At 69.3% G+C, this 25,570-nt stretch carries 21 protein-coding genes; 7 read left to right on the forward strand and 14 right to left on the reverse strand.

The features are described from left to right. Positions 1-139: 139 nt before the first annotated feature. Both E5843_RS09095 and E5843_RS09100 read left to right on the forward strand, forming a co-directional pair. Positions 140-2,242, forward strand: coding sequence for a M13 family metallopeptidase (locus E5843_RS09095; protein ID WP_166815964.1), 2,103 nt, complete (start codon positions 140-142; stop codon positions 2,240-2,242). Positions 2,243-2,386: 144 nt separating this feature from the next. Then, a complete protein-coding gene (locus E5843_RS09100) occupies positions 2,387-4,414 on the forward strand; it encodes a M13-type metalloendopeptidase (protein WP_141065937.1) in 2,028 nt (675 codons plus the stop codon). Positions 4,415-4,533: 119 nt separating this feature from the next. On the opposite strand, the gene E5843_RS09105 is transcribed toward E5843_RS09100, so the two are convergent. Both E5843_RS09105 and E5843_RS09110 read right to left on the reverse strand, forming a co-directional pair. Then, a complete protein-coding gene (locus E5843_RS09105; RefSeq protein ID WP_134673669.1) occupies positions 4,534-5,187 on the reverse strand; it encodes a rhomboid family intramembrane serine protease in 654 nt (217 codons plus the stop codon). A gap of 69 nt (positions 5,188-5,256) precedes the next feature. Beyond that, positions 5,257-5,619: an MGMT family protein gene (locus E5843_RS09110; protein ID WP_136412473.1), complete on the reverse strand. Its 363-nt coding sequence runs from the start codon at positions 5,617-5,619 to the stop codon at positions 5,257-5,259. 67 nt (positions 5,620-5,686) lie between these two features. Here E5843_RS09110 and E5843_RS09115 point away from each other — a divergent pair, with 67 nt between their 5' ends. Continuing rightward, the gene (locus E5843_RS09115) at positions 5,687-6,097 is read left to right on the forward strand and encodes a hypothetical protein (RefSeq protein ID WP_134673671.1); all 411 of its coding nucleotides are present in this window, start codon (positions 5,687-5,689) and stop codon (positions 6,095-6,097) included. Between the two features lie 69 nt (positions 6,098-6,166). On the opposite strand, the gene E5843_RS09120 is transcribed toward E5843_RS09115, so the two are convergent. Together E5843_RS09120 and E5843_RS09125 are read right to left on the reverse strand one after the other, a co-directional pair. After that, positions 6,167-7,294, reverse strand: a complete 1,128-nt coding sequence (locus E5843_RS09120; protein WP_134673672.1) for an inorganic phosphate transporter — start codon at positions 7,292-7,294, stop codon at positions 6,167-6,169. A gap of 56 nt (positions 7,295-7,350) precedes the next feature. Continuing rightward, the gene (locus tag E5843_RS09125) at positions 7,351-7,977 is read right to left on the reverse strand and encodes a DUF47 domain-containing protein (protein WP_134673673.1); all 627 of its coding nucleotides are present in this window, start codon (positions 7,975-7,977) and stop codon (positions 7,351-7,353) included. Between the two features lie 349 nt (positions 7,978-8,326). Here E5843_RS09125 and E5843_RS09130 point away from each other — a divergent pair, with 349 nt between their 5' ends. Continuing rightward, positions 8,327-9,637 carry a hemolysin family protein gene (locus E5843_RS09130; protein WP_134673674.1) on the forward strand — a complete coding sequence of 437 codons (1,311 nt, stop codon included), beginning with the start codon at positions 8,327-8,329 and terminating at the stop codon, positions 9,635-9,637. Then, positions 9,627-10,262, forward strand: a complete 636-nt coding sequence (locus E5843_RS09135; RefSeq protein WP_141065938.1) for an exopolysaccharide biosynthesis protein — start codon at positions 9,627-9,629, stop codon at positions 10,260-10,262. Before E5843_RS09130 ends, E5843_RS09135 begins: the two co-directional genes overlap by 11 nt. 9 nt (positions 10,263-10,271) lie before the next feature. Here the strand turns inward: E5843_RS09135 and E5843_RS09140 are convergent, their stop codons facing one another. The 3 genes from E5843_RS09140 to E5843_RS09150 form a co-directional block, all read right to left on the reverse strand. Beyond that, complete coding sequence (locus tag E5843_RS09140) at positions 10,272-12,398, reverse strand: putative bifunctional diguanylate cyclase/phosphodiesterase (protein ID WP_244240759.1); 2,127 nt, start codon at positions 12,396-12,398, stop codon at positions 10,272-10,274. Further along, positions 12,395-13,324: a phosphate/phosphite/phosphonate ABC transporter substrate-binding protein gene (locus E5843_RS09145; RefSeq protein ID WP_136412475.1), complete on the reverse strand. Its 930-nt coding sequence runs from the start codon at positions 13,322-13,324 to the stop codon at positions 12,395-12,397. The genes E5843_RS09140 and E5843_RS09145 overlap by 4 nt, the downstream gene beginning before the upstream one ends. A 76-nt stretch (positions 13,325-13,400) precedes the next feature. After that, positions 13,401-14,186 carry an RNA methyltransferase gene (locus E5843_RS09150; protein WP_136412476.1) on the reverse strand — a complete coding sequence of 262 codons (786 nt, stop codon included), beginning with the start codon at positions 14,184-14,186 and terminating at the stop codon, positions 13,401-13,403. A gap of 87 nt (positions 14,187-14,273) precedes the next feature. On the opposite strand from E5843_RS09150, the gene E5843_RS09155 reads away from it, so the two are divergent. Beyond that, positions 14,274-15,134: an inositol monophosphatase family protein gene (locus tag E5843_RS09155; RefSeq protein WP_136412477.1), complete on the forward strand. Its 861-nt coding sequence runs from the start codon at positions 14,274-14,276 to the stop codon at positions 15,132-15,134. 88 nt (positions 15,135-15,222) lie between these two features. On the opposite strand, the gene secF is transcribed toward E5843_RS09155, so the two are convergent. The 6 genes from secF to E5843_RS09185 all read right to left on the reverse strand — a co-directional run bounded on the left by secF (position 15,223) and on the right by E5843_RS09185 (position 21,702). Beyond that, positions 15,223-16,188, reverse strand: a complete 966-nt coding sequence (secF, locus tag E5843_RS09160) for a protein translocase subunit SecF (RefSeq protein WP_134673679.1) — start codon at positions 16,186-16,188, stop codon at positions 15,223-15,225. 15 nt (positions 16,189-16,203) lie between these two features. Then, positions 16,204-18,054: a protein translocase subunit SecD gene (gene secD / locus E5843_RS09165; RefSeq protein ID WP_136412478.1), complete on the reverse strand. Its 1,851-nt coding sequence runs from the start codon at positions 18,052-18,054 to the stop codon at positions 16,204-16,206. Between the two features lie 146 nt (positions 18,055-18,200). Beyond that, complete coding sequence (gene yajC, locus E5843_RS09170) at positions 18,201-18,539, reverse strand: preprotein translocase subunit YajC (RefSeq protein WP_134673681.1); 339 nt, start codon at positions 18,537-18,539, stop codon at positions 18,201-18,203. An 89-nt stretch (positions 18,540-18,628) separates the two neighbouring features. After that, positions 18,629-19,762, reverse strand: coding sequence for a tRNA guanosine(34) transglycosylase Tgt (tgt, locus tag E5843_RS09175; protein ID WP_136412479.1), 1,134 nt, complete (start codon positions 19,760-19,762; stop codon positions 18,629-18,631). A 106-nt stretch (positions 19,763-19,868) separates the two neighbouring features. After that, the gene (queA, locus tag E5843_RS09180; protein ID WP_244240760.1) at positions 19,869-20,918 is read right to left on the reverse strand and encodes a tRNA preQ1(34) S-adenosylmethionine ribosyltransferase-isomerase QueA; all 1,050 of its coding nucleotides are present in this window, start codon (positions 20,916-20,918) and stop codon (positions 19,869-19,871) included. Between the two features lie 352 nt (positions 20,919-21,270). Then, positions 21,271-21,702, reverse strand: coding sequence for an Lrp/AsnC family transcriptional regulator (locus E5843_RS09185; protein ID WP_136412481.1), 432 nt, complete (start codon positions 21,700-21,702; stop codon positions 21,271-21,273). Between the two features lie 116 nt (positions 21,703-21,818). Between E5843_RS09185 and E5843_RS09190 the strand changes: the two genes are divergently transcribed. Next, positions 21,819-23,315 carry an aminotransferase class III-fold pyridoxal phosphate-dependent enzyme gene (locus E5843_RS09190; protein ID WP_136412482.1) on the forward strand — a complete coding sequence of 499 codons (1,497 nt, stop codon included), beginning with the start codon at positions 21,819-21,821 and terminating at the stop codon, positions 23,313-23,315. A gap of 54 nt (positions 23,316-23,369) precedes the next feature. Here the strand turns inward: E5843_RS09190 and rlmKL are convergent, their stop codons facing one another. After that, positions 23,370-25,541 (reverse strand): bifunctional 23S rRNA (guanine(2069)-N(7))-methyltransferase RlmK/23S rRNA (guanine(2445)-N(2))-methyltransferase RlmL, encoded by a 2,172-nt coding sequence (gene rlmKL, locus E5843_RS09195; protein ID WP_141065939.1) that lies wholly within the window; start codon positions 25,539-25,541, stop codon positions 23,370-23,372. Positions 25,542-25,570 lie beyond the last annotated feature (29 nt).

Consider the following 25,570-nt stretch of genomic DNA (forward strand, 5'->3'; position numbering starts at 1 on the left):
GCTGGTGGCATCCTGCGGTGCCGTGCCCGGCCCTGCGCTGCCTGGTGGGCCATGACCTTCGACACCCACCGGCGGCCGCGGGCAGGCGTACATTGCGGCGGCATCCCACCATCCTGGCCCGTGACGGGCGGAGTCGAACGTGATCGCGAACACCCCGAAAATCCTCGCCCTGTCGCTGGCCGTGTCGCTGGCGCTGGGCGCCTGCAGCCGCGACGCCGCACCAGCGGCCGACACCACCGCCACCGCGCCGGCAGCCGCCGCTGCACCACGACTGGATGACGCCAAGCTGCCGCCGGTCAACCGCTTCCAGCTGGCCGATCTGGACGGAGCCGTGAGCGCCTGCCAGGACCTCAACGCGCATGCGAACGGCAAGTGGCTGGCCGCCAATGCCATTCCCGGCGACCGCACCACCTGGGGCTCGTTCGAGATGCTGGTGGAGCGTTCGCTGGCCGCACAGCGCCAGCTCGCCGAGCAGGCGGCGGACGACACCAGCGCCACCGGCGTGGCGAAGATCGTCGGCGACTTCTGGGCCACCGGCATGGACGAGGCCGCGATCGAGGCGCAGGGCCTGGCGCCGATCCAGGGCCGTCTGGATGCGATCGATGCCCTCGCCGACGGTGCCGGCGTGGCCGATTACCTGCGCACCAGCGCCGCGCGCGGCGAGAGCTTTCTGGTGAGCTTCGGCCCCAACGCCGACTTCAAGGACTCGAAGGTCAACATCGCCTACGCCGCGCAGGGCGGCCTGGGCCTGCCCGACAAGACCTACTACTTCGAGGCCACCCACAAGGACAAGCTGGCCGCCTACGAGCGCCACGTGGCGCGCGTGCTCGAGCTGTCAGGCATTGCCGCCGACGCCGCACGCGAGCAGGCCCGCGCGGTGGTCGCGTTCGAGACCCGCCTGGCCGACAAGTCGCGGTCGCAGGTGGAACTCTCGCGCGACGCCTCGCTGTTCTACAACCCGGTCACCCCGGCGGATGCGGATGCACTGACACCGAATTTCCCGTGGACGGCGTTCTTCGCCGCGCAGGGCATCGATGCCCCGGCGACGTTCTCGCTGGCGATGCCCGAGTTCCACCGCGAGGTGGACGCCATGCTCACCAGCGTGCCGGTCGACACCTGGAAGGCCTATCTGCGCTTCCACACCGTCGACAGCGCCTCGCCGTTCCTGTCCAGCGACTTCGCCAATGCCAACTACGAGTTCTACGGCAAGACCATGCGCGGCCAGCAGGAGATCGAACCGCGCTGGAAGCGTGCGCTCAACACCCTCAACGGCAGCGCCGGCGAGGCGCTGGGCCAGATCTACGTGGACGCCGCGTTCCCGGCTGCGTCCAAGGCGCGGATGGAGGAGCTGGTCGCCAACCTCGGTGCGGCGCTGAAGGCGCGGCTGGAAAACCTCGAATGGATGGGCGAGGACACGCGCGCCAAGGCGATGGCCAAGTGGGAGACGTTCACCCCGAAGATCGGTTACCCCGCCAACTGGCGCGACTGGAGCGGGCTTGCAACGAGCCGCGACAGCTATATCGACAACGTGCTTGCCGCGCGCGAGTTCAACCACCGCTGGCAGCTCGGCAAGATCGGCAAGCCCGTGGATCCGGACGAGTGGTTCATGCCGCCGCAGACGGTCAACGCCTACTACAACCCGCAGGCCAACGAGATCGTGTTCCCCGCCGCGATCCTGCAGCCGCCGTTCTTCGATCCGAACGCCGACGACGCGCTCAACTACGGCGGCATCGGCGCGGTGATCGGCCACGAGATGATCCACGGCTACGACGACCAGGGCAGCCGCTTCGGGCCGACCGGCAACTTCGAGAACTGGTGGACCGAAGCCGACGCCAGCGGCTTCCGCGCGCTCACCGACCGCCTGGTCGCACAGTTCGACGCCTACCAGGCCGCCCCGGGCCAGCACGTCAACGGCACCCTGACGCTGGGTGAGAACATCGCCGACCTCGGCGGCCTCGCGGTCGCCTACGATGCCCTGCAGCGCGCCCGCGAGGGCGAGCAGGATCCGAATGTCGATGGCCTCAGCCAGGACCAGCGCTTCTTCCTCAACTGGGCGACGGTATGGCGCCGCAACTTCACCCCGGAGGAGCTGAAGGTGCGGCTGGCGACCGATCCGCACGCGCCGGCCAACTTCCGCGCCATCGGTGCGCCGTCGAACCTGCCGGCGTTTGCCGCCGCGTTCTCCTGCGAGGCAGGCAGCCCGATGGTGCGCGCCGGCGCCGAGCGCATCGTGATCTGGTAACCGACCTTCGATGGATGTGTGACGCGAAAGGCCGGGTCCGTCCCGGCCTTTCGCATTCCAGGCACCGTCGACCACGCGCGCATCCGTCGATGCCTCACGCGGCCGCGGCTAAACTCCGCGCAGACCGCAGCCATGGAACCTGCAATGCCGATCGCCCCCCTGTCCGCTTTTATCCGCCCCACCCTGCTTGCCGCCGGCATCCTCGCGCTGCTGGGTGCCGCCACCGATGCCGATGCGCAACGCCGTCGCGCCGCCGCGCCGAAGCCGCCGCCGGGCCCGACCGCCTGCACCGATTTCTACAGCTTCCACAACAAGGACTGGCTGGCCGCTACCCCGGTGCCTGCGCAGGGCATGGTGACCGCACTGGGTGAGCTGCAGCAGCGCTCCCTGCAGCAGCAGCGCGACCTGCTCGACGCCGCCATGCGCCAGCCGGCCAACAACGTGCAGCAGCTGCTGGGCGACTTCTGGGCCAGCGGCCTCGACGAGGCGGCGGTGGAAGCCGACGGCGCACAGCCGATCGCGCCGCTGCTGGCACGCATCGACGCGATCCGTCGGGCCCGTCATATCGCACCGGCCATCGCGGCCCTGCACCAGGTGGGCATCCCGGTGGCGTTCAATTTCAACGCCGACGTCGATCTCGCCGACCTCGGCCGCCACATCGGCTACTTCACCCAGGGCGGGCTGGGCCTGCCCGATCCGGCCTTCTACACCCGCGGCGACGCCAACAGCCAGGCGCTGCTTGGCCGCTACCGCGAGTACGTGCGCAACATCCTCGTCCTGACCGGCGTTCCCGAAGCCCAGGCGGACGCGGCCGCGGGCCAGGTGATCGAACTCGAGACCCGCATCGCGCAGAAGTCCGGCGCGCTGGCCGACAGCCCCGGCCCCCGCGCCAACTACGCCCGCGTGCCGGTGCGCGATGCCGCCCGCCAGTACCGCAACCTGCAGCTGGCCGAGTTCCTGACCGCGCAGGGCGTGCAGGACGACGTGGTGTCGCTGGCGCCGCCGGAGCTGTTCGCCGACCTCAACACCTTTGTCGCCGGCCTGCCGGTCGAACAGTGGAAGCATTACCTGCGCTTCCACGTCGGCACCGCGATGGCGCCCTACCTGTCGAAGCCGTGGCGCGATGCCGACTTCGCCTTCCGCGGCCGCGTGCTGCGCGGCGAAACCCAGCCGGCCACGCGCGAGACGCTTACGCTCGACGCGATCAACAAGGCCGCCGGCCCGATGCTCGCGCGCGAATACGTGGCGCGCCACCTGCCGGCCGCCACCCGCGAGCGCGCCGGCACCATCGCCACCCAGGTGCGCGACGCACTGGTGCGCAGCATCGAGCGCAGCAGCTGGATGACTCCGGCCACGAAGGCGGAAGCCCTGGCCAAGGCATCCACCATCCGCATCGAAGTGGGCGCGCCCGTCGAGGACCTGGACTTCACCGTGCAGCCGATGGGCCGCGGCAGCTTCGGCGGCAACATGCTGATCGCCTCGACCTGGCGCCATCGCGAGGAGATGAAGCGCATCGGCCGCGCCAACGCCGACCGCCGCTGGGACGTGCTGCCGCAGCAACCGGCGCTGGCCTACGACCTCACGCAGAACCGGCTGATCGTCTCCGCCGCCGTGCTGCAGCCGCCGGTGCTGGATGCCGCGCGCGCGCCGGCTGCTCATTACGGCAGCTACGGCGCGTTGGTCGGCCACGAACTGGGCCGCAGCGTCGATATCCGCGGCCGCGTCGTCGATGCCAGGCAGGACGTGCGCACCTGGTGGAGCCCGGACGACCTGGCCGCGTGGGAGGGCATGGCCTCGCGGCTGGCGGTGCAGTACAGCGCCTATCCCTACCCCGGGCTGACCGCGGTCAACGTCGACGGCACGCGGACGCGCGACGAGAACGCCGCCGACCTCGCCGGCGTGGAGCTGGCCGTGGATGCGTTCCAGACCGCCAACCCCGGGACGGCACCGGAGGCCTCGCAGGAGTTCTTCGCCGCGTGGGCGGAACTGTGGCGCCAGCAGGCGGCGCCGGCCGCGGCCCAGCAGGCGGCGCTGACCTCGCCGCATGCGCCGGGCCAGTGGCGCACCAACGGCCCGCTTGCCAACCTCGCGGCATTCGGCACGGCGTTCTCATGCGAGGCCGGCACCCCGATGCAGCGCAACGAAGCCGAGCAGATCCGGATCTGGCGCTGAGACGTGGCCGCGACAAGTACGTCCCTGCAATTGAAGAAGGGCGCCCCGACAGGGCGCCCTTCTTTTTCGGCTCCATGGACCATAGCGCCGCGTCAATCGCGGCCCGCCATCGCAGCCGCTCAGAAGCGCCGCACGTTGCCGCGCGGGCGCAGTCGCGGCCCGAACGGAGGCCGGCCACGCCATTGCTGGATCAGCAGCCAGCCGAACAGCATGCCGCCGAGATGGGCGAAGTGGGCCACGCCGGACCGGGTACCGGTGATGCCCATCAGCAGCTCGATCGAGCCATAGACGATCACCAGCGTGCGTGCCTTCATCGGGATCGGCGGGATCAGCAGCATGACCCGGCGATGCGGGAACAGCATGCCGAACGCCAGCAGCAGGCCGAACATGCCGCCGGACGCACCCACGGTCGGATACGTGCCGCCGCCGGATGCCAGCGACCAGCTCACCACCACCAGCTGGCACAGGCCCGCGCCGACCACGCACACCAGGAAATAGATCAGGAACCGCCGCTGGCCCCAGGTGTATTCGAGCTGCGAGCCGAACATCAGCAGCGCCAGCATGTTCACCAGCAGGTGCGCCATGTGCGCGTGCAGGAAACCGTAGGTCAGCAGCTGCCACGGCATGAAGCCGAGCCCGCCGGCTTCGGCACCACCGATCGGCCACAGCATCAGGGGAGCGAACAGGTAGCTGCCCAGCAGCAACTGGGCCACGAACACCGCACCGTTGAGGATCAGCAGGATTTTGGTCGCGGGGGGGAGATTGGGCAACATCCGGGCTCCTGTTGGACCTCGCCATGATACCCGCGGGCAGTGATCGCCGGCTCATGGCGACGCTGCCGGTCAGCCGTGCGGACCCCACAGGCGGCTGTCGAGGTTGGCCGCGGCCGACTGCCCGCGCACGCGCCCGGCTTCGACGCGGACACCTTCGGCGCGCAGCCGCTGCAGCTGCTCGTTCCAGCCGGGGCTGTCTTCCGGGAACGCGATGCGGCCATCGCTGCGCAGCACGCGATGCCACGGCAATGACGGATCCGTATTGGCGGACAGGATCGTGGCCACCAGCCGGGCGCGCCCCGGCAGCCCGGCGCGACGGGCCACCTCGCCATAGCCGGCGACTGCGCCGGGCGGGATCGCCCGCACCTGCGCGAGGATGCGCTCCGCCCGCCGGGTCGGCGTGTCTTCCGTCACCAACGTGTCCTCCGTCATGGCCGTGCCGGTGAGTCCGGGCCTAGGATAGGTGCACGCCCGGGGAGACCGGGCCGGGAGATCGGCCATGCAGACGTTCGAACGCATCCGCAGCCAGCTGCGCAGCGCGGACTTCCATATCACCATGCAGGAGCCGTACGTGGTCTGCGTGGAACTGTCGCTGGAGCAGGGACGTCGCCACCAGGCGATCTTCCTGTCGGAACTGCATGACGACGACGGCCGCGAGTACCTGCGCGTCAGCACCGCGGTCGCGCCGATCACCGGCGTCGATCCACGTCGCGCGCTGGCGTTCAACTGGCAGAGCCGGGTGGGTTATCTCGCCATCGGCGAACTCGACGGCGTGCCGTATCTGCAGCTGTGCGAGAACCGCCCCTACGACTGCCTCGATGCCGCGGAACTGTCGCGGCTGGTACTGGAGATCGGCGGCATGGGCGACCGTCTGGAACGCGAGCTGTCGGCGGATGGCGATCTGCTGTAGAGCGGTGTCCCGACTTCGGCGGGGCGCACCCGGCCCGGCGTCCTGCTTCCGGGTCGTCCGCCGCCGTCCTTACGCCCAGCCCAGGCCCTGCAGCAGGCGGAACAGACCGTAGGCCATGCCGCCCGACATCGGGATGGTCAGGATCCACGCCCACACCATCTTGTTCACCACGCCCCATTTGATGGCGTTGAGGCGCTTGGCCGTGCCCACGCCCATGATCGCCGATGAGATGTTGTGGGTGGTCGACACCGGGATGCCCAGCGACGACGCCGCCAGGATCACAGAAGCGGCGCTGGTTTCGGCAGCGAAGCCATGGATGGGATGCAGCTTGACCAGCTTGTGTCCCAGGGTCTTGATGATCCGCCAGCCGCCCGCGGCGGTCCCCGCCGCCATCACCACCGCACAGGTGATCTTGATCCACAGGTCGATGCCGCCCTCGGTCAGGGCCTCTTCCGAGGGATGCAGGAAGCCCAGTGCCCACGGCAGGTTGTCCAGGGTGCCGGCCGCCTCGGCGCTGACCAGGGTCAGGGCCACGATGCCCATGGTCTTCTGCGCATCGTTCATGCCGTGGGCAAAGCCCATGCCGGCGGCGCTGACGATCTGCGCCTTGCCGAAGAACCCGTTGACCCAGCGTGGCCGCGCCAGCCGTCGCAGCCAGCCCCCGGCCCTGGCCATCCCGGCGATGAGCGCGAACAGCACGCCCATCATCAGGAAGCCGGAGGTGAACCCGAGGACGGGCGAGCCCACCATCGGCACGATCACCTTCCACAGCACGCCGGCGCTGCGCCAGATCTGTTCGGCCGGCTCGGACCAGATCACCACGTCGAAGTTCATCTCCGCCGCCGCCAGCGCGGCGCCGATCAGTCCGCCGATCAACGCGTGCGACGACGACGACGGCAGCCCGAACCACCAGGTGATCAGGTTCCATACGATGCCGCCCAGCAGCGCGCACAGGATCAGCTGCGAGCCGACGTCGACCACCCCGGCGTTGATCAGCCCCGACGCGATGGTCTGGGCGACCGCCGTACCCGCCAGTGCGCCGATCAGGTTCATCGACGCGGCCAGGCCCACGGCCTGCATCGGCGTCAGCACCTTGGTGGCGACGACGGTGGCGATGGAGTTGGCGGTGTCGTGGAAGCCGTTGATGTACTCGAACACCAGCGCGGTCAGCACCACGATCAGGACGAGGGTCAGCATCGTGCGGGCTCCCGGCGCGCGGGCATGCGGAGGATCATTGGCGGTGCGCTCCCGGCTCAGGAATTCTTGAGGACGATCTCGTAGGCGACCACGCCCGCCTCGCGGCAGCGGTCGATCGCCTTTTCGAGGATCTCGAAGAACTCCTTGAGCAGGAACATCTGCACCGCGTCCAGGCGGCCGGAATAGATGTCGCGGTAGAGCTCGAGCATCAGCCGGTCGGCCTCGTTCTCCAGCGCGCGCAGCTCGTCGTTGAGCTGCTTCATCGGCTCGAGCTTCATCTTCGGCAGCAGCCGCACCATCTTCACCACCACGCCGGCGGCCTGTTCGAGCATCGCCGCGCGCGGGGCGAAGTCGATGTGCTCGAGCTGCTGCAGCGCCAGCGCATAGCGGTCGGCGAACTTCTCGATCTGCTTGGGAATCTTGTACAGCGCCGAACCCAGCGCCTCGATGTCCTCGCGTTCGATCGGGGTGATGAAGCTGTCCACCAGCGCCTGGCTGATCTTGTTGGAGGCCTCGCGCTCGCGCAGGCGCGCAAGCTTGAAGGCGTCCAGCGCGGGCGCGCGGTCGCTCTCGCGCAGCATGCGGTGCAGCGCGGTGGCGGCGTCGTGGGCGGCCTGGGCGGCCTCCTCGAGCAGCGAATAGAACTGGTTACCGCGGCCGAACATGGTTTGCAGGGAGAACATTCGCAGCTGCCTCGCGAAAGCCCGGAACGGAAGGCCGGGCGCGTCGGGCGCGAATTATGACGTTTTCATTGCATGGATGGGGCATTGACACATCGGCCACGGTCGGGGGTCCGCCAATCCGGAAGCTGCAGGCCAACCGGCGTGCCCGGAGGTCGGCCCCGGCCCGCTGCGTGATCGCCCACCCGCTGCGGTGCGCCACGCCATTTCCCCATCCACGGCGCGCTCACGCCCGCTGGTATCATGCGTTCCCGCGCACGACGCGCCCCGCGACCACGATGGACGAAGACTCCAGTCCGCCGCCGAGACTCTCCGGCGGCCTCCCCGCCCTCCCCGATCAGGACTCCGGCCCATGCTGGAACTGCTGATCGTCCTCTTCCTCATCGCCTGCAACGCGTTCTTCGCGCTGTCGGAGATGTCGGTGGTCACGTCCCGGAAGGGCCGCCTCAAGCAGCTGGCGCAGACGCATCGCACCGCGCGGCACGCCCTGGTGCTCGCCGAGCATCCGGAACGGTTCCTGTCGACTGTGCAGGTCGGCATCACCCTGATCGGCATCCTCACCGGCATGTTCGGCGGCGATGCGATCGGCCGTTCCATCGGTGAATGGCTGCTTGGCGTGATTCCCGCCCTCGGCACCACCTCACACACCCTGGGCGTGGTGCTGGCGGTCAGCCTGATCACCTTCCTCACCATCGTCTTCGGCGAACTGCTGCCGAAGCGGCTGGCACTGCTGGCGCCGGAGCGCCTGGCGTCGGTGGTGGCGCTGCCGATGATGTGGATCTCGCGCGCCGCCGCGCCGGCCGTGTGGTTGCTCAGCGCAAGCGTGCGCAGCGTGCTGCGCCTGCTGCGGCTGGACCGCACCGAGGCCGCGCAGGTCAGCGAAGAGGAGATCCGCCTGCTGGTCAGCGAGGGCCACGAGCAGGGCGTCATCGACGATGCCGAGCGCAACATGATGAACCGGGTGCTCAACCTCGGTGATCGCGATGCGGACAGCCTGATGACGCCGCGCACCCGCATCACCTGGCTCGATGCGGGGAAGAGCTTCGAGGAAAACCTGGCGACGATGCGCGCCACCCCGTTCTCGCGCTATCCCGTGCTGCGCGGCAGCGATGCCGACGTCATCGGCGTGCTCGAGGTGAAGTCGCTGATCGACCGCCTCGACGAACACGAGTTCGAGCTGTTCAAGTACCTGCGCGAGCCGCTGTTCGTCTCCGACTCGACGCCGGCGATGAAGCTGCTGGAGATCTTCCGCGAGGACCAGCAGTCGCTGGCACTGGTGGTGGACGAGTACGGCGACATCACCGGCCTGATCTCGGTCAACGACCTGCTGGAGGCGGTGATCGGGCGTACCCAGACCCGTGACGGTGCCGATGCCACGCCGCTGGTGGTGGCGCGCGAGGACGGCTCGCTGCTGGTCGACGGCGCACTGACGATCGACCACGTGCGCGAACTCTTGGGCGGCGGCGCGCTGCCCAACGAGGAGCTGCACGACTACCACACCGCCGCCGGCATGACGATCGCGCAGTTCGGGCGCATCCCGCACACCGGCGAGTCCTTCCAGTGGGCGGGCTGGCGCGTCGAGGTGGTGGATCTCGACGGTCCGCGCGTGGACAAGCTGCTGCTGCAGCGGCTGCCCGTGCAGGCGGTCGGCGATGACGGCTGAGGAACCTGCGGCACCGGCGTCCGACGCCGGCCTGCGGGCGCTGCTGGCCGCGTTCTCGATCGGCGATCCGGACGAGCTGCTGAAGCTGCGCGACCTGCTGGCCGGGCTCGGCAAGCGCGTGTTCGGCATGTTGCTGTGCGTGGCCGCCCTGCCCGCCTTCATCCCGATTCCCGGGCTGGCCGGCGCGATCAGCGGGCCGCTGGTGATGCTGGTGGGAGTGCAGCTGCTGATCGGGCTGCGCCGGCCGTGGCTGCCGCGCTTCATCGCCGACCGCGGGCCCCATCGCCACAGCCTGATGCGATTCGAGCGGCGCATCGCGCCGTGGCTGGCGCGGATCGAAAAGGTGGTGCGGCCGCGGATGCCGGTGGTGCTCGACAGTCGTCCCGGCACCATGTTCACCGGGCTGCTGCTGGTGGTGCTGGGGCTGCTGCTGGCGCTGCCGATCCCGTTCACCAACTACATTTTCGGCGTGCTGATGCTCGCCTATGCGCTGGCGCTGATCGAGCGCGACGGCGCCTTCATGCTGGTGTGCTGGGGCGCGGGGCTGATCGCGATCGCGGTGTTCGGAGTGCTGTCGGGAGCGCTGGCCGCGACCGCCGCGGACTGGGTCGACAGCCTGTTCTGACCGCGCGCCTCAACGGCACAGCGCGATCAGGTCCTCCAGCGGCATCGGGTGGCCCAGCCAGTAGCCCTGGGCGTAATCGCAGCCGCGCTCGCGCAGCAGGTCGGCCTGCCCTTCGGTCTCCACGCCTTCGGCGACCACCGTCATCCCCAGCGAATGGGCCATCGCGATGATCGCGGTGGTCAACGCCAGATCGTCCGGGTTGCGCAACGCTTCGGCGATGAAGCTGCGATCGATCTTGACCCCGTCGATCGGCACGCGACGCAGGTGGCTCAGCCCGGAAAAGCCGGTGCCGAAGTCGTCGAGCCACACCTTCACCCCGCGGGCGCGCAACCGTCCGAGCAGCCCGCTGACCCGCAGTTCGTCGCCGATCACCGCGGTCTCGGTGAGCTCGAGGTGCAGCAGCGACGGCGGGTGGCCGGTCCCGGCGAGGATCTCTTCGACCTGCGCGGCGAAATCGCCTCCGCGCAGCTGCCGCGGCGACACGTTGACCGCGAGGAACAGCGCATCGGGCTGTCCGCATTCCGCGCGCCAGCGCACCGCATCGCGACAGGCGATGCGCAGCACCTGCGGCCCCAGCGTCTCGATCAGCCCGCCCTGCTCCGCCACCTCGATGAACACCGACGGCGCGACCATGCCGTGCTTCGGGTGTTGCCAGCGCAGCAGCACCTCCGCGCCCACCAGCCGGTTGGCGCGCATGTCGAACACCGGCTGGTAGGCCAGCGTCAGCTCGCCGCGGTCCCAGGCACCGCGCAGGTCCTGCTCGAGCTGCACGCGGCGCTCCACCGCCTGGTCCATCGCGCGGCTGTAGAAGCGGTAGCAGTTCTTGCCGGCAACCTTGGCCTGGTACATCGCGATGTCGCCGTTCTTCATCAACGCGGTCGCACCGCCGGCGTCGTCGGGGAACAACGTGATGCCGACCGAGATGCCCAGGTGCACCGGTCGCTCGCGGACAACGATCGGCCGCGACAGCTCCTCGACCAGCACGCCCGCGAGCAGTGACGCGGTCTCGCGCAGGTGCTGCCCGCGCTCGTCGCCCTCGAGCAGGATGACGAATTCGTCGCCGCCGAAACGCGACAGCGTGGCGCCGCCGCCGAAACGCTCCACGGTGTCGCGGATACGTTCGGAGAACTGCACCAGCACCTCGTCGCCGGCATCGTGGCCGAGGGTGTCGTTGACGCGCTTGAAGTCGTCGATATCGGCGAACAGCAGCGCCAGCCCGCGCGCCGCGCCGCCGGATTCGATCAGGCGCTGGTCGAGCACCTCGCGGAACGCAAGCCGGTTCGACAGCCCGGTCAGCGCATCTGTATAGGCCATCCGGCGCACGTCGCGATCATGCCGGCGGATGCTCTCGCTCATGCGGCGGAACGTCCGCACGAGGTCGCCGATCTCGTCGCGACGCCGGCTGTCGGCGACGTCGACGTTGAAGTTGCCGGTCTCGATCTCGCGTGCATAGCCCGCCAGCTGGCGGATCGGCCGCACCAGCGCGCGTTGCGCCAGCAGGCTCAACGCCACGCCGAGCAGCACCAGCCCGGCCAGCGAAAGCGTCACCCCCTGCAGGTGGCGTCCGCTGATTTCCTCCAGTGATCGGCTCAGGATCTCGTTGGCCGCCTGCTCGTCGGCGGCGACGTTCTGCAGCGAATAGCCCACGCGCAGCCCGCCCAGGCGCTCGTCCGCGAGCGAGATCGGCACCGCGATGTCGAGCACGTGTTCGTCGAACTGCACCAGCGGTGCGCGCGCCGCAAGCGCGGCGGCGGCGAACGGATCGTCCATGGCCTGGCCGAAGCTCATGATGTCCTGCGAACCGTCATGCAGCACGTCGCCATCGGGCGAATAGACCACGACGTAGCTCACGTCGGGCTGCCTGCGGATGGTCGCAAGGATCTGCCCGATCGCCTCCAGATCGAAGTAATAGAGCGGGTTGACCAGTCCTTCGGCGACGCGCTCGACGGTGGCACGCCCCTGGTCGGCCAACCGCTTGTGCACCAGCGCGTGCATGGATTCGCGACTGTGGTCGAGCATCTCGCGCTGCATCGCGCCCTGGCGCTGCAGGATCAGCCCGACCACCGCCAGCGTGATCACGGTAGCCGCGAGGATCACCGTCAGGAGCCGCGCGTGAAGTCCGTAGCGCAGGCTCACTCGACCTCCTCGACCACGCGGGCAACCGCCCGGCGCAGATAGCCGAGGCCGGCTTCGTTGCGCGGATCCAGCGCGATGAAACGCGTGGTGCCGAAGAAATGCGCCAACGCCTCGCGTGCCGCTGGATCGTCCGCCGCCTGCAGCAGCACTTCGCGCAGGCGCGCGGCGACTGCCGGCTCCAGGTCGCCGCGGACCATTTCCAGGGCACGCGGGTACTCGCCGGTCTCGTGGATGATGCGCAGGTCGGGACGGAAGCTCGGCGACATGGTGGTCGGGCGCTCCCAGTCCAGGCTGCTCATTGCGCCGGCATCGACCAGTCCCTTGTGCACCCAGATGGCAATATTGCTTTCGGAACGGGCGAGCACGAAGCCGACGCTGTCGGGGGTGCCATCCTCGGTCGGGGTCGGCAGCATCTCCATCGGCAGGCCGCGCTCGATCAGCTCCATCACCGGCACGAAATAGGCGCTGGTGGATGCCCGGCTCTGCAGTGCGATGCTGCGCCCACGCAGGTCGTCCAGCCCGCTGACCCCGCTGTCGGTGCGCGCGAAGAACACCGTGTGGTAGCGGCTGACGCCGTTGCGTTCGGTCAGCAACAAGGGGCGCGCGCCGGCCTTGCGTTCGAGCAGCATCGCGCTGGCGGCGGTCTCGGTGAACCAGTCGACCCGCCCGCGGCGCAGGTAGCTCGCCATCTGCGCGGCATCGCGCGCCATCAGGATGCGGCCGCCGGTGATACCGACATCGCGCATCCGTGGCACCACGTAATCGAGCAGTGGGCGCAGCTGTTCGTAATGCTGGCGCGGGTCGTCGCTGACGCGGCCCAGCACCAGTTCACGTGCCTGTGCGCCCGTGGCAGCGGCAAAGGCCACCAGGCACGCGAGCGCCAACCCGCAGATCAATCGGGGGATCGAGCGTCGTGCTGCGGGCAAGTGGGACTCGAACGTGCGTGCGTTGGCGCCAGCCTAGCCGATGGCCTGCGGGCCCACAACGCGCACGTGGGCGTGCCTAATGCGCGTCTTCGTCGTCCGCGCGGGTGGCCGCCAGGCGGGCCATGCGCTGCGCATCGGCAAGCACGCCGCGCAGCAGCCGGACCTCGCGTTCGTCAGGCTGCGCGCGCAGGAACAGCCGCCTCAGCTTGTGCAGGGCAGCGTCCGGCGTGCGCCCCTTGTGGAAGTCGATCGCATCCAGCGTTTCAGCAAGCTGGCCGAAGAAGCCTTCCATCTGCGCGTGGCTGGCCGGTGGCTCGCGATGCCCGAGCGGCGACAAAACAGCCTCCCCGGTTCGACCTGCCAGTGCCGCGATGCGCACCTCGTATGCCAGCACCTGCACCGCCTGGGCGAGGTTGAGCGAGCTGTACTCGGGATTGGCCGGGATGTGCACGGCGGCGTGGCACAGCTGCAGCTCGTGGTTCTCCAGCCCGGTGCGTTCGCGACCGAACACCAGCGCGACCTCGCCATCGGCGGCCTGCGCCAGCGCCTGCGCCGCGGCTTCGCGCGGGGCCGATTGGGCCAGCGCGATGCGGCGGTCGCGCGCGGTGCACCCGGCAACCCAGCGGCAATCGGCGATCGCATCGGCCAGGGTGTCGTGCAGGGTGGCGGATGCCAGCACGTCATCCGCCCCGGCAGCCATGGCCTCGGCTTCGGCATGCGGGAAGCGCTGCGGCGCGACCAGCGCAAGCCGCGACAGGCCCATCGTCTTCATCGCGCGCGCGGCCGCGCCGATGTTGCCCGGGTGTTGCGTGCCGACCAGCACGATGCGGATGCGTTCAGTTGCGGTGACGGCGGAATCCATGGGGCCAATGGTAAACTGCGCGACCGGCCACGACGCCGGCACGTTCTTTTTCCCTGTCGATCCCCACCGCGCCCGGAGCTGTCCGCGATGCTACAACCAGCCGTCAACATCATGGTCAAGGCGGCGCGCGCCGGCGGTAACGTGCTGCTGCGCCACATGCACCGGCTCGATGCCCTCAACGTGGTGGAGAAGGATCGCCTCGACTACGCAAGCGAAGTCGACGGCCTAGCCGAAGAGGCCATCGTCAAGGAACTGCGCCGTGCGCACCCCGACTACGCCATCCTCGGCGAGGAAGGCGGCGTGCAGAAGGGCAAGGGCAGCGGCAGCCGCTATACCTGGGTGATCGATCCGCTCGACGGCACCAGCAACTACCTGCGTGGGCTGCCGCACTGGTGCGTGTCGATCGCGCTGGTGGAGAACGGCGAACCGTTGCACGCGGTGATCTTCGATCCGCTGCGCAACGAGCTGTTCACCGCCAGCCGCGGTGCCGGCACCCAGCTCAACGAACGCCGCGTGCGCGTCGCCGAGCGCCGTGAACTTGCCGGTGCGATGCTCGCCACCGGTTTCGCGCCGCGCGAGCGCGCACGTGCCGGCGCACAGCTGGAATGCATCCGCGAACTGCTGCGCGACGCCGAGGACATCCGCCGCACCGGTTCGGCCGCGCTGGACCTTGCATATACCGCCGCTGGCCGCGTCGATGGCTACTTCGAAGCCGGCGTAAAGCCCTGGGATATCGCGGCCGGCGTGCTGCTGGTGCGCGAAGCCGGCGGCAGCGTCTCCGACTTCAAGGGCGCATCCACCGACCCGATGGACGCGCGCGGCACTGCCAGCCGCCAGATCCTGGCCTCGAACGTGCGCCTGATCGAGCCGCTGCAGAAGGTCATCGTCGCGTCGGGCTACGCCGCCGCCTTCGGGCTGACCAGTGCCTCGAGCGCCGCGTCCGGGTAAGGACTCCGCCTCTTCGGCGAGGGATTACCGATACGAAAAGACCGCGCCGAAGCGCGGTCTTTTCTTTTGCGGTGCCGATGACGACCCGTCAGGGCCGACGTGCGAGCGCCGCCTCGTCCTTGGCCTTGGGCAGCAGGTCCTGCTTGGTGACCCTGAGGAAGCCGTAGGTCAGCAGCGGACAGGCCAGGAATATTGACGACAGCGTGCCGATCACCGCACCCGCCATCTGCGTCAGCGCCAGGCCTTCCAGCGAACCACCGCCATACAGGTACAGCGCCGCCACCGACAGGAAGAACACCACCGAGGTGATGATCGTGCGCGACAGCGTCTGGTTGATCGACCGGTTGAAGATCTCGAGCGGGTCGGCGCGTACGGTGCGGAAGTTCTCGCGCACGCGGTCGAATACCACGATGGTGTCGTTGATCGAGAAGCCCATCACCGACAGCAGGCCGGCCAGCACCGTCAGGTCGAACTCGCGCCCGGTCAGCGAGAAGAACGCCGCCACCACGAGCACGTCGAACAGCGTGGTGGCGCTGGCCACCACCGCGAACTTCCACTCGAAACGGAAGCCGATGTAGATCAGGAACCCGACCAGCACGAAGATCGCCGCCTCGACGGCACGCTCGGCGAGCTCCGCCGACACCTGCGAGCCGATCGATTCGCTGCTCAGTACCGTTGCCGGATTGCCCGGCACGCTGGCGGTTTCGCGCACTTCCTGCACCAGGCCGGTGTTCGCGTCGACGGAGAGCTGTTCGCCCTCGGCCTGCAGGCGCACCAGCACGTCGGTGCCGGCACCGAAGGCCTGCACCTGCGCGTTCTCGTGGCCGCTGTCGGCCAGGCGCGAGCGCACTTCCTCGACGTCGGCGGGCTGCTCGTAGCGCAGCGTGATCGCGGTGCCGCCGGTGAAGTCCAGCGCGAAGTTGTAGCCATTGATCGCGATCACGGCGAGCGAGCCGATCAGCATCAATACGCCAATGACGATGGCGATCATGCGCACGCGCATGAAATCGATGTTGGGATTGGACGGGATCAGTGTCAGCGGGAAGATTTTCATGGTCATGGTTTCCCGTCAGATCGCCAGGGTCTTCAGCTTCTTGCGCCGCGCGTACATCAGCGTGGCGATGCCGCGGGTCACGGTGAGCGCGGTGAACATCGATGCCAGGATGCCGACCACCAGGGTGATCGCGAATCCGCGCAGCGGGCCGGTGCCGAATGCGTACAGCGCCACGCCCGCGAGGATGCCGGTGACGTTGGCGTCGAAGATCGAGGTGGAGGCCTTGTCGTAGCCGACCGCGATCGCCGCCTTGGGCGGCACCCCCGCCCGCAACTCCTCGCGTATGCGCTCGTTGATCAGCACGTTGGCGTCCACCGACAGGCCGATCGACAGCGCCAGGCCGGCGAAGCCGGGCAGCGTCATCGTCGCGCCGAAGATCGACATCACCGCCAGCACGATGATCAGGTTGAACAGCAGCGCGACCGAGGTGATCAGGCCGAACATGCGGTAGTACAGCATGAAGAAGAACAGGGTAAACAGGAACGCGTAGGCCACCGCGGTGACGCCACGTTCGACGTTCTCCTTGCCGAGGCTGGGGCCGATGATGCGCTCTTCCACGAAGTCCATCGGTGCCGCAAGCGAGCCCGAGCGCAGCAGGCGCGCGAGGTCGTCGGCCTCCTGCTTCTCGAGGCCGGTGGTCTGGAACTGCCGCCCGAACACGCCGTTGACGTTGGCGACCGAGATCACTTCCTCGCTGACGCGGAAGCTGCGGACTTCCTCGCCGTCGACCATGCGCACCTGCGGCACGCGCTCGACGTAGACCACCGCCATCGGCTTGCCCACGTTCGCGCTGGTGAAGTCGAACATGCGCTTGCCGGCGGCGGCATTGAGGGTGACGCTCACTGCCGGCATGCCGTTCTCGTCGTACGCCGACTGCGCGCTCACCATTTCCTCGCCGGTGGCGATGACGCGACGGTTGAGCAGCACCGGGCCGCCGGTGCGGCGGTCGGTGTACAGGCGCGAGCCCGGCGGGACGATGCCGGTGCGCTGGGCCTCGAAGGCATCGCCCTCGACGACCGCGTAATAGGCGAGCGTCGCGGTGGCGCCGATCATGCGCTTGGCCTCGGCGGTGTCCTGCACGCCCGGCAGCTGCACGACCACGCGGTCGTTCCCCTGGCGCTGGATCACCGGCTCGGACACGCCGATCTCGTCGATGCGGTTGCGCAGCGTGGTGATGTTCTGTTCGATCGCGTCGGCGGAGATCTGCTGCAGTTCCGACTCCGGCACGCGCATGGTGATGCGGCCGTCGCTGACGGTGCGGATCAACGCGGGCTGGTCGGCGGCAAGCAGCGTGTTGGCGCGGGCGGCGTCGGCTTCCGACTCCAAGACGGCGACGATCGCACCATCGGCACGACGGTCGACCGACTGGTAGCGGATGCGATTGTCGCGCAGGATCGCGCGCGCTTCTTCGGCATAGGCATCGAGGCGCCGCTCCAGCGCGGCCTGCTGGTCGACCTGCATCACGAAGTGCACGCCGCCCTGCAGGTCGAGGCCGAGCTGCATCGGCTTGGCATTGAGCCGGGTCAGCCAGTCGGGAACGGTCGAAGCCAGGTTGAGCGCGACCACGTAGTCCTCGCCCAGCCCGCTGCGCAGCGCCTCGGAAGCGCGGGTCTGCGCGTCGAGGTCGTCCAGGCGCACCAGCATGTTGCCGGCCTCCGTGTCCACCTCGATTTCCCTGGCGTCCACGCCGACATCGGCCAGCACCGACTCGACGCGGCCACGCAGGGCTTCATCCACCACCACGCCACGGGTGGCGTTGACCTGGACGGAGGGATCCTGCGGATAGATGTTCGGCAGCGCGTACAGCGACGCCACGAGCACCACGAGGATGATGAGGACGTATTTCCAGCGGGGAAATTCGAGCATTGCGGGTGCCGTATGTGGAATGGAACGGGGGCGTGCATCGTGCCCTCACCCCTTGCCCTCTCCCGCAGACGGGAGAGGGGGAGTTGGTGCCGTGCGGGAGTCGCGTCGGGGGCCTGCGTCAGCCCCGGCGGGTCTTGCAGCTCGGATCAGGCGGCTTTCAAGGTGCCCTTGGGCAGCACGGTGCCGATCGAGCCCTTCTGCACGCGGATCTCCACGCCGTGGGAGATCTCCACGGTGACGAAGCTGTCGCCGATCGAGCGCACGGTGCCGGCGATGCCGCCACCGGTGATGACCTCGTCGCCCACCGACAGCTTCTCGAGCATGTTGCGATGTTCCTTCGCACGCTTCATCTGCGGGCGGATCATCAGGAAGTACATGATCGCGATCAGGATGATCGGGAACATCAGCGTCGACAGCATGCTCGGCGCGGCCGGCGCCGGGGCGGCGGCGTAGGCGGGAGCGATCACGAAATCCAGCAGGTTCATCGTCGGGTCCGTAGGGTTCGGCAAAATAGCGGGGAATTATGCCACGCGGCCGCAACCGGCGTGCCGGCGGGCCCGTGGGCCGGTACCGGTCAGCCGTGGCCGGCCGCAAGGCGTGCGTGGAAGGACTCGCGGAAGGCGGTGAAGGTTCCCGCCTCGATCGCCGCGCGCATGCCCGCCATCAGCTGCTGGTAGTGCCACAGGTTGTGCAGCGTGCCGAGGATCGGCCCCAGCATCTCGTTGCAGCGGTCGAGGTGGCGCAGGTAGGCGCGGCTGTAGCCGCCTGCGCAGGCGGGGCAGCCGCAACCTTCCTCGATCGGGCGCAGGTCGCGTTCGTACTTCGCATTGCGGATGCGCACCGCACCGGTCGAGGTGAAGTAGTGGCCGTTGCGCGCGTTGCGGGTCGGCATCACGCAGTCGAACATGTCCACGCCGCGCGCCACCGCCTCGACCAGGTCCTCCGGTCGGCCGACGCCCATCAGATAGCGCGGCTGATCTTCGGGCAGCTGCGGACAGGTGTGGTCGAGCATGGCGTTGCGCTCGTCCTCGGTCTCGCCGACGGCCAGGCCACCGATGGCGTAGCCGTCGAAGCCGATTGTCCTGAGGCCCTGGGCGGAGCGGGTGCGCAGGTCGTGGTGCACGCCGCCCTGGACGATGCCGAACAGCGCGGCGTCGTTGCCCTCGTGCGCGCGCTTCGAACGCTCCGCCCAGCGCAACGACAGTTCCATCGAACGATCCACCACGTCCTCGTCGACCGGCCGACCATCGACCTGCACCGGCGGGCACTCGTCGAAGATCATCACGATGTCCGAGCCCAGCACTTTCTGGATGTGCATCGACTCTTCCGGCCCGAGGAACACCTTCGAGCCGTCGGTGGGGGCGGCGAAGGTCACCCCGGCCTCGGTGATCCTGCGCTTGTGCGCCAGCGAGAAGACCTGGAACCCGCCGGAGTCGGTGAGGATCGGACCGTCCCAGCGCGCAAAGCCATGCAGGCCCCCGTGGGCTTCGATCACCTCGAGGCCGGGACGCAGGTAGAGATGGAAGGTGTTGCCGAGGATGATTTCCGCGCCGAGCGCGCGCACCTGGTCCGGCAGCATGCCCTTGACGGTGCCGTAGGTGCCGACCGGCATGAACGCCGGCGTCTCCACCGTGCCACGCGGGAACGTCAGCCGGCCACGGCGTGCCGCGCCATCGCGGGTGAGGAGATCGAAACGGAGTCGGGACATCGAAACGGGCGCCGGGGAGCAATGCGGGGGCCGCGCATTGTAAGCGGCCACGCACGACGGGCCGCCGCGCCAGGTCCGATCGGGGCCGCCCGGCCGCGTGGGCGGACTACGCGGGTGTCGACGGGAACAGCAGCATCGCGTCGCCGTAGGAGAAGAACCGGTAGCGCGCCTGCACCGCATGGGCGTAGGCGGCGAGGATGCGCTCGCGGCCGCTGAAGGCCGACACCAGCATCAGCAGGGTGGATTCCGGCAGGTGGAAATTGGTGAGCAACGCATCGACGCTGCGGATGCGATAGCCGGGGAAGATGAAGATCTGCGTCTCTCCGGCGAATGGCTGCAGCTCGCCATCGACGAGCGCCCCACCCTGCCGGGCACTCTCGAGCGCGCGCACCACGGTGGTCCCGACCGCGATCACCCGCCCACCAGCCGCGCGCGTGGCGCGCACCTGCGCCACCAGGTCGGCACCGACGTTGAGCCACTCGCTGTGCATGCGGTGCTCGTGGATGTCGTCGACCCGCATCGGCTGGAACGTGCCGGCGCCGACGTGCAGCGTGACGTGGCCGAAGCCGACGCCGCGCGCGCGCAGGCGCTCCAGCAGCGGCTCATCGAAATGCAGGCCCGCGGTCGGCGCCGCGACCGCGCCGGTGTTGCGCGCGAACACGGTCTGGTAGCGCGCACTGTCATCGGCACCGGGCTCGCGGCGGATATACGGCGGCAGCGGCAATTGCCCCGCCCGCTCCAGCCACGTCGCCAATGCACCATCCACGTCGAAACGCAGCAGGTAGAACGCGCCGTCACGCCCCAGCACCTCGGCTTCGCCGCCACCTTCCAGGGTGATGCGCGTGCCCGGGCGCGAAGGTTTGCTCGCACCCAGCTGCGCGCGCGCCTCGTTGCCCGGCAGCAGCCGCTCGATCAGGATCTCCACCCGCCCGCCGCTGGCCTTGTGGCCGAACACCCGCGCCGGGATCACCCGGGTGTCGTTGAACACCAGCAGGTCGCCGGGCTGCAGCAGGTCCGGCAGGTCGGTGATGCCGCGGTCCTCGAATGCGCCTTCGCCCGGTGGCACCAGCAGCAAACGGCTGGCGGAGCGTTCGGCCAACGGTGCCTGCGCAATGAGCTCGGGTGGCAGGTCGAAGTGGAAGTCGGACTTCTTCAAGGGGCGATGCGGCGCGGAAGGGTCGGGGATTATCTCTTTCTTGTGTGGCGAGGTGCGGCTCGCCGTTTCCCTTCTCCCGCCTGCGGGAGAAGGTGCCCCGCAGGGGCGGATGAGGGCAGGCTGGATCGTCCACCTCCTGCCGCGCGGAGCGACGCGCTCTTTCGTCAGGTCTTCGAGAGGAACCTGGCGCGCCCTCATCTCTGCTGCCGCAGGTGGTTCCCCTCTCCCGCGAGCGGAAGAGGGACGCTGGTGTCCTGCCGACGCTCTCACCCCACCACCTGCTCTGCAGGTCGCCCTGTTCTCTGCGGGCGGGAGAGGGACCGTGGCGTCCCGCGCGTGGCGCGGGACAGCTTTATCTTTCGAACTTCGCCGACAGCACGATCGACGATGTGGTGCGCTCGACGCCGTCCAGCGCGCCGATGCGGTCGGTCAACGCATCCATGGCCTCGACGCCCGGTGCCACCGCCAGCGCCACCAGGTCGAACGGGCCGCTGACCGAATGCAGCGCGCGCAGTTCCGGCATCGCATGCAGCGCATCCACCACCGCCGGCATCTGCTTCGGCGCCACGGTGATCATGATGTGCGCGCGGATATGGCCGCGCTCGGCGTCGCGGCCCATCCGCACCGTGTAGCCCGCAATCACACCCTGGCGTTCGAGCCGTTCGATGCGGCTGTGCACCGTGGTGCGCGACATGTCGAGCCGTCGCGCGATCTCGGCAGTGGATGCGCGCGCATCCTCGCGCAGCACCGACAACAGGCGCCGGTCGCCCTCGGAAAGCTTCATCTGCCACTCCGCTTCGTCGATATGACGATTCCAGGAGGATTTTCGTACAAATCCGGTCTGTCGATCGACGATCCAGTCGCCAATAATGAAGGCGAATGTTCACGACAGGAGGCCCCATGGCCAGCATCACCGAGATCCTCGCCCCGTTGCGCGCCCATGGCGGCCACCGCCGCACCCCCGGCCTCGACGACGCCGCCCTCGCCCGTTTCGGGGACGACGCCGGGCTGCACCAGGCCGCGGTCAACGCGGTCGAGGCCTACCTGCGCATCCGTGGCGAATTCCCCGACCTGCTCGACCTGGACGAGGACGCGCAGATCCAGGCCGTCCAGGCCGGCTTCGTGAACTTCTATCCCGTGGACGGCGTGAACCCGTACGTCGCGCTCGCCGCGCACGGCCCGTGGATCGTCACCCTCAAGGGCGCGGTGATCCACGATTCCGGCGGCTACGGCATGCTCGGCCTCGGCCATACGCCGGAAGCGGTGCTGGAGGCAATGTCGCGTCCGCAGCCGATGGCCAACATCATGACGCCGAGCCTGGCCCAGCTGCGCTTCGAGCGCGCGGTGCGTGCCGAGATCGGCCATACCCGGGGCGGTTGCCCGTTCGCGGCGTTCCTGTGCCTCAACTCAGGCTCCGAATCCGTAGGCCTGGCCGCGCGCATCGCCGACATCAACACCAAGCTGCAGACCGATCCGGGTGCGCGCCACGCCGGTGCCACGGTCAAGCGCGTGGTGGTCAAGGGCAGCTTCCACGGCCGCACCGAGCGCCCGGCGCTGTACTCCGATTCCACCCGCAAGACCTACCTGCAGCACCTGGCCAGCTTCCGTGGCGAGGATTCGCTGATCGCGGTCGAGCCCTACGACGCGGCCGCGCTGGAGAAGGCGTTCGCCGACGCCGCCGCCAACGGCTGGTTCATCGAGGCGGTGTTCCTCGAGCCGGTGATGGGCGAAGGCGACCCGGGCCGCGCCCTGCCGCGCGCGTTCTACGACACCGCGCGCCGCCTGACCCGCGAGCACGGCGGGCTGCTGCTGGTGGACTCGATCCAGGCCGGCCTGCGCGCGCACGGCGTGCTGTCGATCGTCGACTACCCGGGCTTCGGCGATGCCGAGATCCCGGACATGGAAACCTATTCCAAGGCGCTCAATGCCGGTCAGTACCCGCTCTCCGTGCTTGCCGTGAGCCAGGCTTCGGCGGACCTCTACCGCAGCGGCGTGTACGGCAACACGATGACCGCCAACCCGCGCGCGCTCGACGTCGCCAGCGCCATGCTGGGCGCGATCACTCCGGAACTGCGCGCCAACATCCGCACCGCCGGCGAGCAGGCGGTGGCGAAGCTGGAGGCGCTGAAGAACGAACTCGGCGGCCTGATCACCAGGGTGCAGGGCACCGGCCTGCTGTTCTCCTGCGAGCTGGCCCCGGAATTCAAGTGCTACGGCGCAGGCTCCACCGAGGAGTGGCTGCGCGAGCGCGGCATCGGCGTGATCCACGGCGGCGCCAACTCGCTGCGCTTCACCCCGCATTTCGCCATCGGCGATGACGAGCTCGACCTGCTGGTGTCGATGGTCGGCCGTGCGCTGCGCGAGGGCCCGCGCCGCAGCGAGGCGAAGGCGGCCTGACGTCGCGGATGACCTGTCTCCCGCCATGCGGGGGACAGGTCGCGGCGCCGCCGCTTACCCCACCCGCCGCCGCAGCCGCCAGGCGCGGTGGATGCGCGGATTACGCGCGAAGTCCGGCGGAATCGTCTCCGCACTGATCTCCTCGCAATCGGCGAACGCCGCCACCGCATCGACGTCCAGGCGGAAGCGGCGGAAGTTGTTGCTGAAATAGAGGACGCCGTCCAGCGCCAGCCGCCGCACCGCCGCCTGCAGCAGGCGCACGTGCTCGCGCTGGATGTCGAAATCGTCGGCACGCGCGGAGTTGGAGAACGTCGGCGGGTCGCAGAACACCAGGTCGTACTCGCCGCGCTCGGCCTCCAGCCACGACACCGCGTCGGCCTGCACCAGCCGGTGCAGCGGGCCGCCGATGCCGTTGGCGGCGAGGTTGTCCGCCAGCCACTGCAGGTAGGTGCCGGACAGGTCGACGCTGGTGGTCTGCGCGGCGCCACCGACCGCCGCCTGCACGGTCGCCGCGCCGGTGTAGCAGAACAGGTTGAGGACGCGCATGCCGGGAGCCTCGGCGGCGATCCGTGCGCGCAGCGGACGGTGGTCCAGGAACAGACCGGTATCGAGGTAATCGAACAGGTTCACCCGCAGCAGCGCATCGCCCTCGCGCACGGTGAGGAATTCGCCGCGCGCGTCGAAGCGGCCGTACTTGCTGCCTCCCTTGCCTTTCGCGCGCGTCTTCACCGCGACGCGTTCGCGCGGCACCTCGAACACTTCGCGTGCAGCGGCAACGAGGTCGGCGAGCCGACGCCGGGTGACGTCCTCGGGGATTTCCGACGGCGCGGCGTATTCCTGCACGTGCAGCCATGGTGCATCCGGCGTGTCCACCGGCACGTAGACGTCGATCGCCGCTGCGTATTCCGGCAGGTCGGCGTCGTAGGCGCGATAGCAGGTGATGCCCTCCTGCGCACGCCAGCGCTTCGTCGCGCGCAGGGTCTTGCGCAGGCGGTTGGCGACCATCTGCGCCCCGTCCGACAGCGGCCGCGCGATCTCCCCGCGCGGCGCCTGCGCCAGCGGCTCGACCACGATCAGGCTGCACTCCAGCGCGCCGTTGAACATCCGGTAGCGCTTGCGCGCACGCAGGCCGGTGACATGGGCGAGATCGTCGTCGCCGCACAGCAGGCTCGCCCGCCACTCCGGCGCGATGCGCTGCAGCGTCTGCCCCAGCGCGCGGTACAGCGCGGGGTCGACGGCGAGGCGCGCGTCGTAGGGCGGGTTGGTGACGACCAGCCCGGGTGGCGCATCGCCCGCGCGCGCGGTGGCCGGCAGGTCGGCCGGCTGCAGCGAACGCAGGTCGGCCACGCGCAGGTCGAGCGCATGGGCGACGCCGGCACGCGCGGCGTTCTCGCGCGCAGCGGTGATCGCCTCCGGGTCGAGGTCGGTGCCAAGGAAGCGCGGCGCAAGCGCAGCGAGCCCGGCTTCGGCCCGTTGGGTGGCGTCGTCACGAAGTGCGCGCCAGGCGTCGCGGTCGAAGCCGGTCCAGCGCGATGGCGCCAGACCGGACACACCGTCGCGATGCAGGCCGGGGGCGACGTCGGCGGCGATCAGCGCGCCTTCGATCAGCAGCGTGCCGCTGCCGCACATCGGATCCAGCAGCGCCGCACCCGTCCGCTGCAGATCGCCCCAGCCGCCACGTGCCAGTACCGCCGCAGCCAGTGTTTCCTTCAGCGGTGCGTCGTGGCGCGCCTGTCGCCAGCCACGGCGATGCAGCGGGCCGCCGCCGAGGTCGACCGACAGGATCGCGCGGCCCTTGCGCACGACCAGGTTGAGGCGCAGGTCGGGATCCTCGAGGTCCACATCGGGCCGGGTGCCGTCGTGCTCGCGCATCGCATCGACCACGGCATCCTTGATCCGCTGCGCTGCGAAGCGCGCGTGGGTGATCGCCTCGCCGGAGACGTGCGCATCCACCGCCAGCGTCATGCCCGGCACCAGGTGCTCGTGCCACGGCAACGCCCGCGCGCCGGCGTACAGCGCCGCTTCGTCCGGGCAGTCGTAGTCGGTCAGCGGCCACAGCACGCGGCTGGCCAGGCGCGACCACAGCACCGCGCGCTGCGCATCGACCAGCTCGCCTTCGACGTTCACGCCGGCAACGGCGGCGGTGGCGCGCGCGCAACCCAGCGCAAGCAGCTCGTCGGCAAGCAGGTATTCCAGGCCCTTGGCGCAGCTGGCGAAGAACTTCATCGGCGATCCGGACACGAAGGGCCGGCCAT

Origin of the sequence: Luteimonas yindakuii (assembly GCF_004803715.2) — a bacterium.
Lineage (GTDB): Bacteria > Pseudomonadota > Gammaproteobacteria > Xanthomonadales > Xanthomonadaceae > Luteimonas > Luteimonas yindakuii.

Excerpts from the sequence above, each read along its gene's own strand:
- E5843_RS09125 (WP_134673673.1), bottom strand. The coding sequence starts at position 7,977 with ATGTTCTCCCTGCAAACCATGTTCGGCCGCGGTAACCAGTTCTATTCG.
- tgt (WP_136412479.1), bottom strand. The coding sequence starts at position 19,762 with ATGTCCCGACTCCGTTTCGATCTCCTCACCCGCGATGGCGCGGCACGC.
- E5843_RS09100 (WP_141065937.1), top strand. The coding sequence starts at position 2,387 with ATGCCGATCGCCCCCCTGTCCGCTTTTATCCGCCCCACCCTGCTTGCC.
- secD (WP_136412478.1), bottom strand. The coding sequence starts at position 18,054 with ATGCTCGAATTTCCCCGCTGGAAATACGTCCTCATCATCCTCGTGGTG.
- E5843_RS09115 (WP_134673671.1), top strand. The coding sequence starts at position 5,687 with ATGCAGACGTTCGAACGCATCCGCAGCCAGCTGCGCAGCGCGGACTTC.
- E5843_RS09155 (WP_136412477.1), top strand. The coding sequence starts at position 14,274 with ATGCTACAACCAGCCGTCAACATCATGGTCAAGGCGGCGCGCGCCGGC.
- rlmKL (WP_141065939.1), bottom strand. The coding sequence starts at position 25,541 with ATGAAGTTCTTCGCCAGCTGCGCCAAGGGCCTGGAATACCTGCTTGCC.
- secF (WP_134673679.1), bottom strand. The coding sequence starts at position 16,188 with ATGAAAATCTTCCCGCTGACACTGATCCCGTCCAATCCCAACATCGAT.
- E5843_RS09130 (WP_134673674.1), top strand. The coding sequence starts at position 8,327 with ATGCTGGAACTGCTGATCGTCCTCTTCCTCATCGCCTGCAACGCGTTC.
- E5843_RS09105 (WP_134673669.1), bottom strand. The coding sequence starts at position 5,187 with ATGTTGCCCAATCTCCCCCCCGCGACCAAAATCCTGCTGATCCTCAAC.
- E5843_RS09135 (WP_141065938.1), top strand. The coding sequence starts at position 9,627 with ATGACGGCTGAGGAACCTGCGGCACCGGCGTCCGACGCCGGCCTGCGG.
- E5843_RS09185 (WP_136412481.1), bottom strand. The coding sequence starts at position 21,702 with ATGAAGCTTTCCGAGGGCGACCGGCGCCTGTTGTCGGTGCTGCGCGAG.
- yajC (WP_134673681.1), bottom strand. The coding sequence starts at position 18,539 with ATGAACCTGCTGGATTTCGTGATCGCTCCCGCCTACGCCGCCGCCCCG.
- E5843_RS09150 (WP_136412476.1), bottom strand. The coding sequence starts at position 14,186 with ATGGATTCCGCCGTCACCGCAACTGAACGCATCCGCATCGTGCTGGTC.
- E5843_RS09110 (WP_136412473.1), bottom strand. The coding sequence starts at position 5,619 with ATGACGGAGGACACGTTGGTGACGGAAGACACGCCGACCCGGCGGGCG.
- E5843_RS09190 (WP_136412482.1), top strand. The coding sequence starts at position 21,819 with ATGGCCAGCATCACCGAGATCCTCGCCCCGTTGCGCGCCCATGGCGGC.
- E5843_RS09120 (WP_134673672.1), bottom strand. The coding sequence starts at position 7,294 with ATGCTGACCCTCGTCCTGATCGTGGTGCTGACCGCGCTGGTGTTCGAG.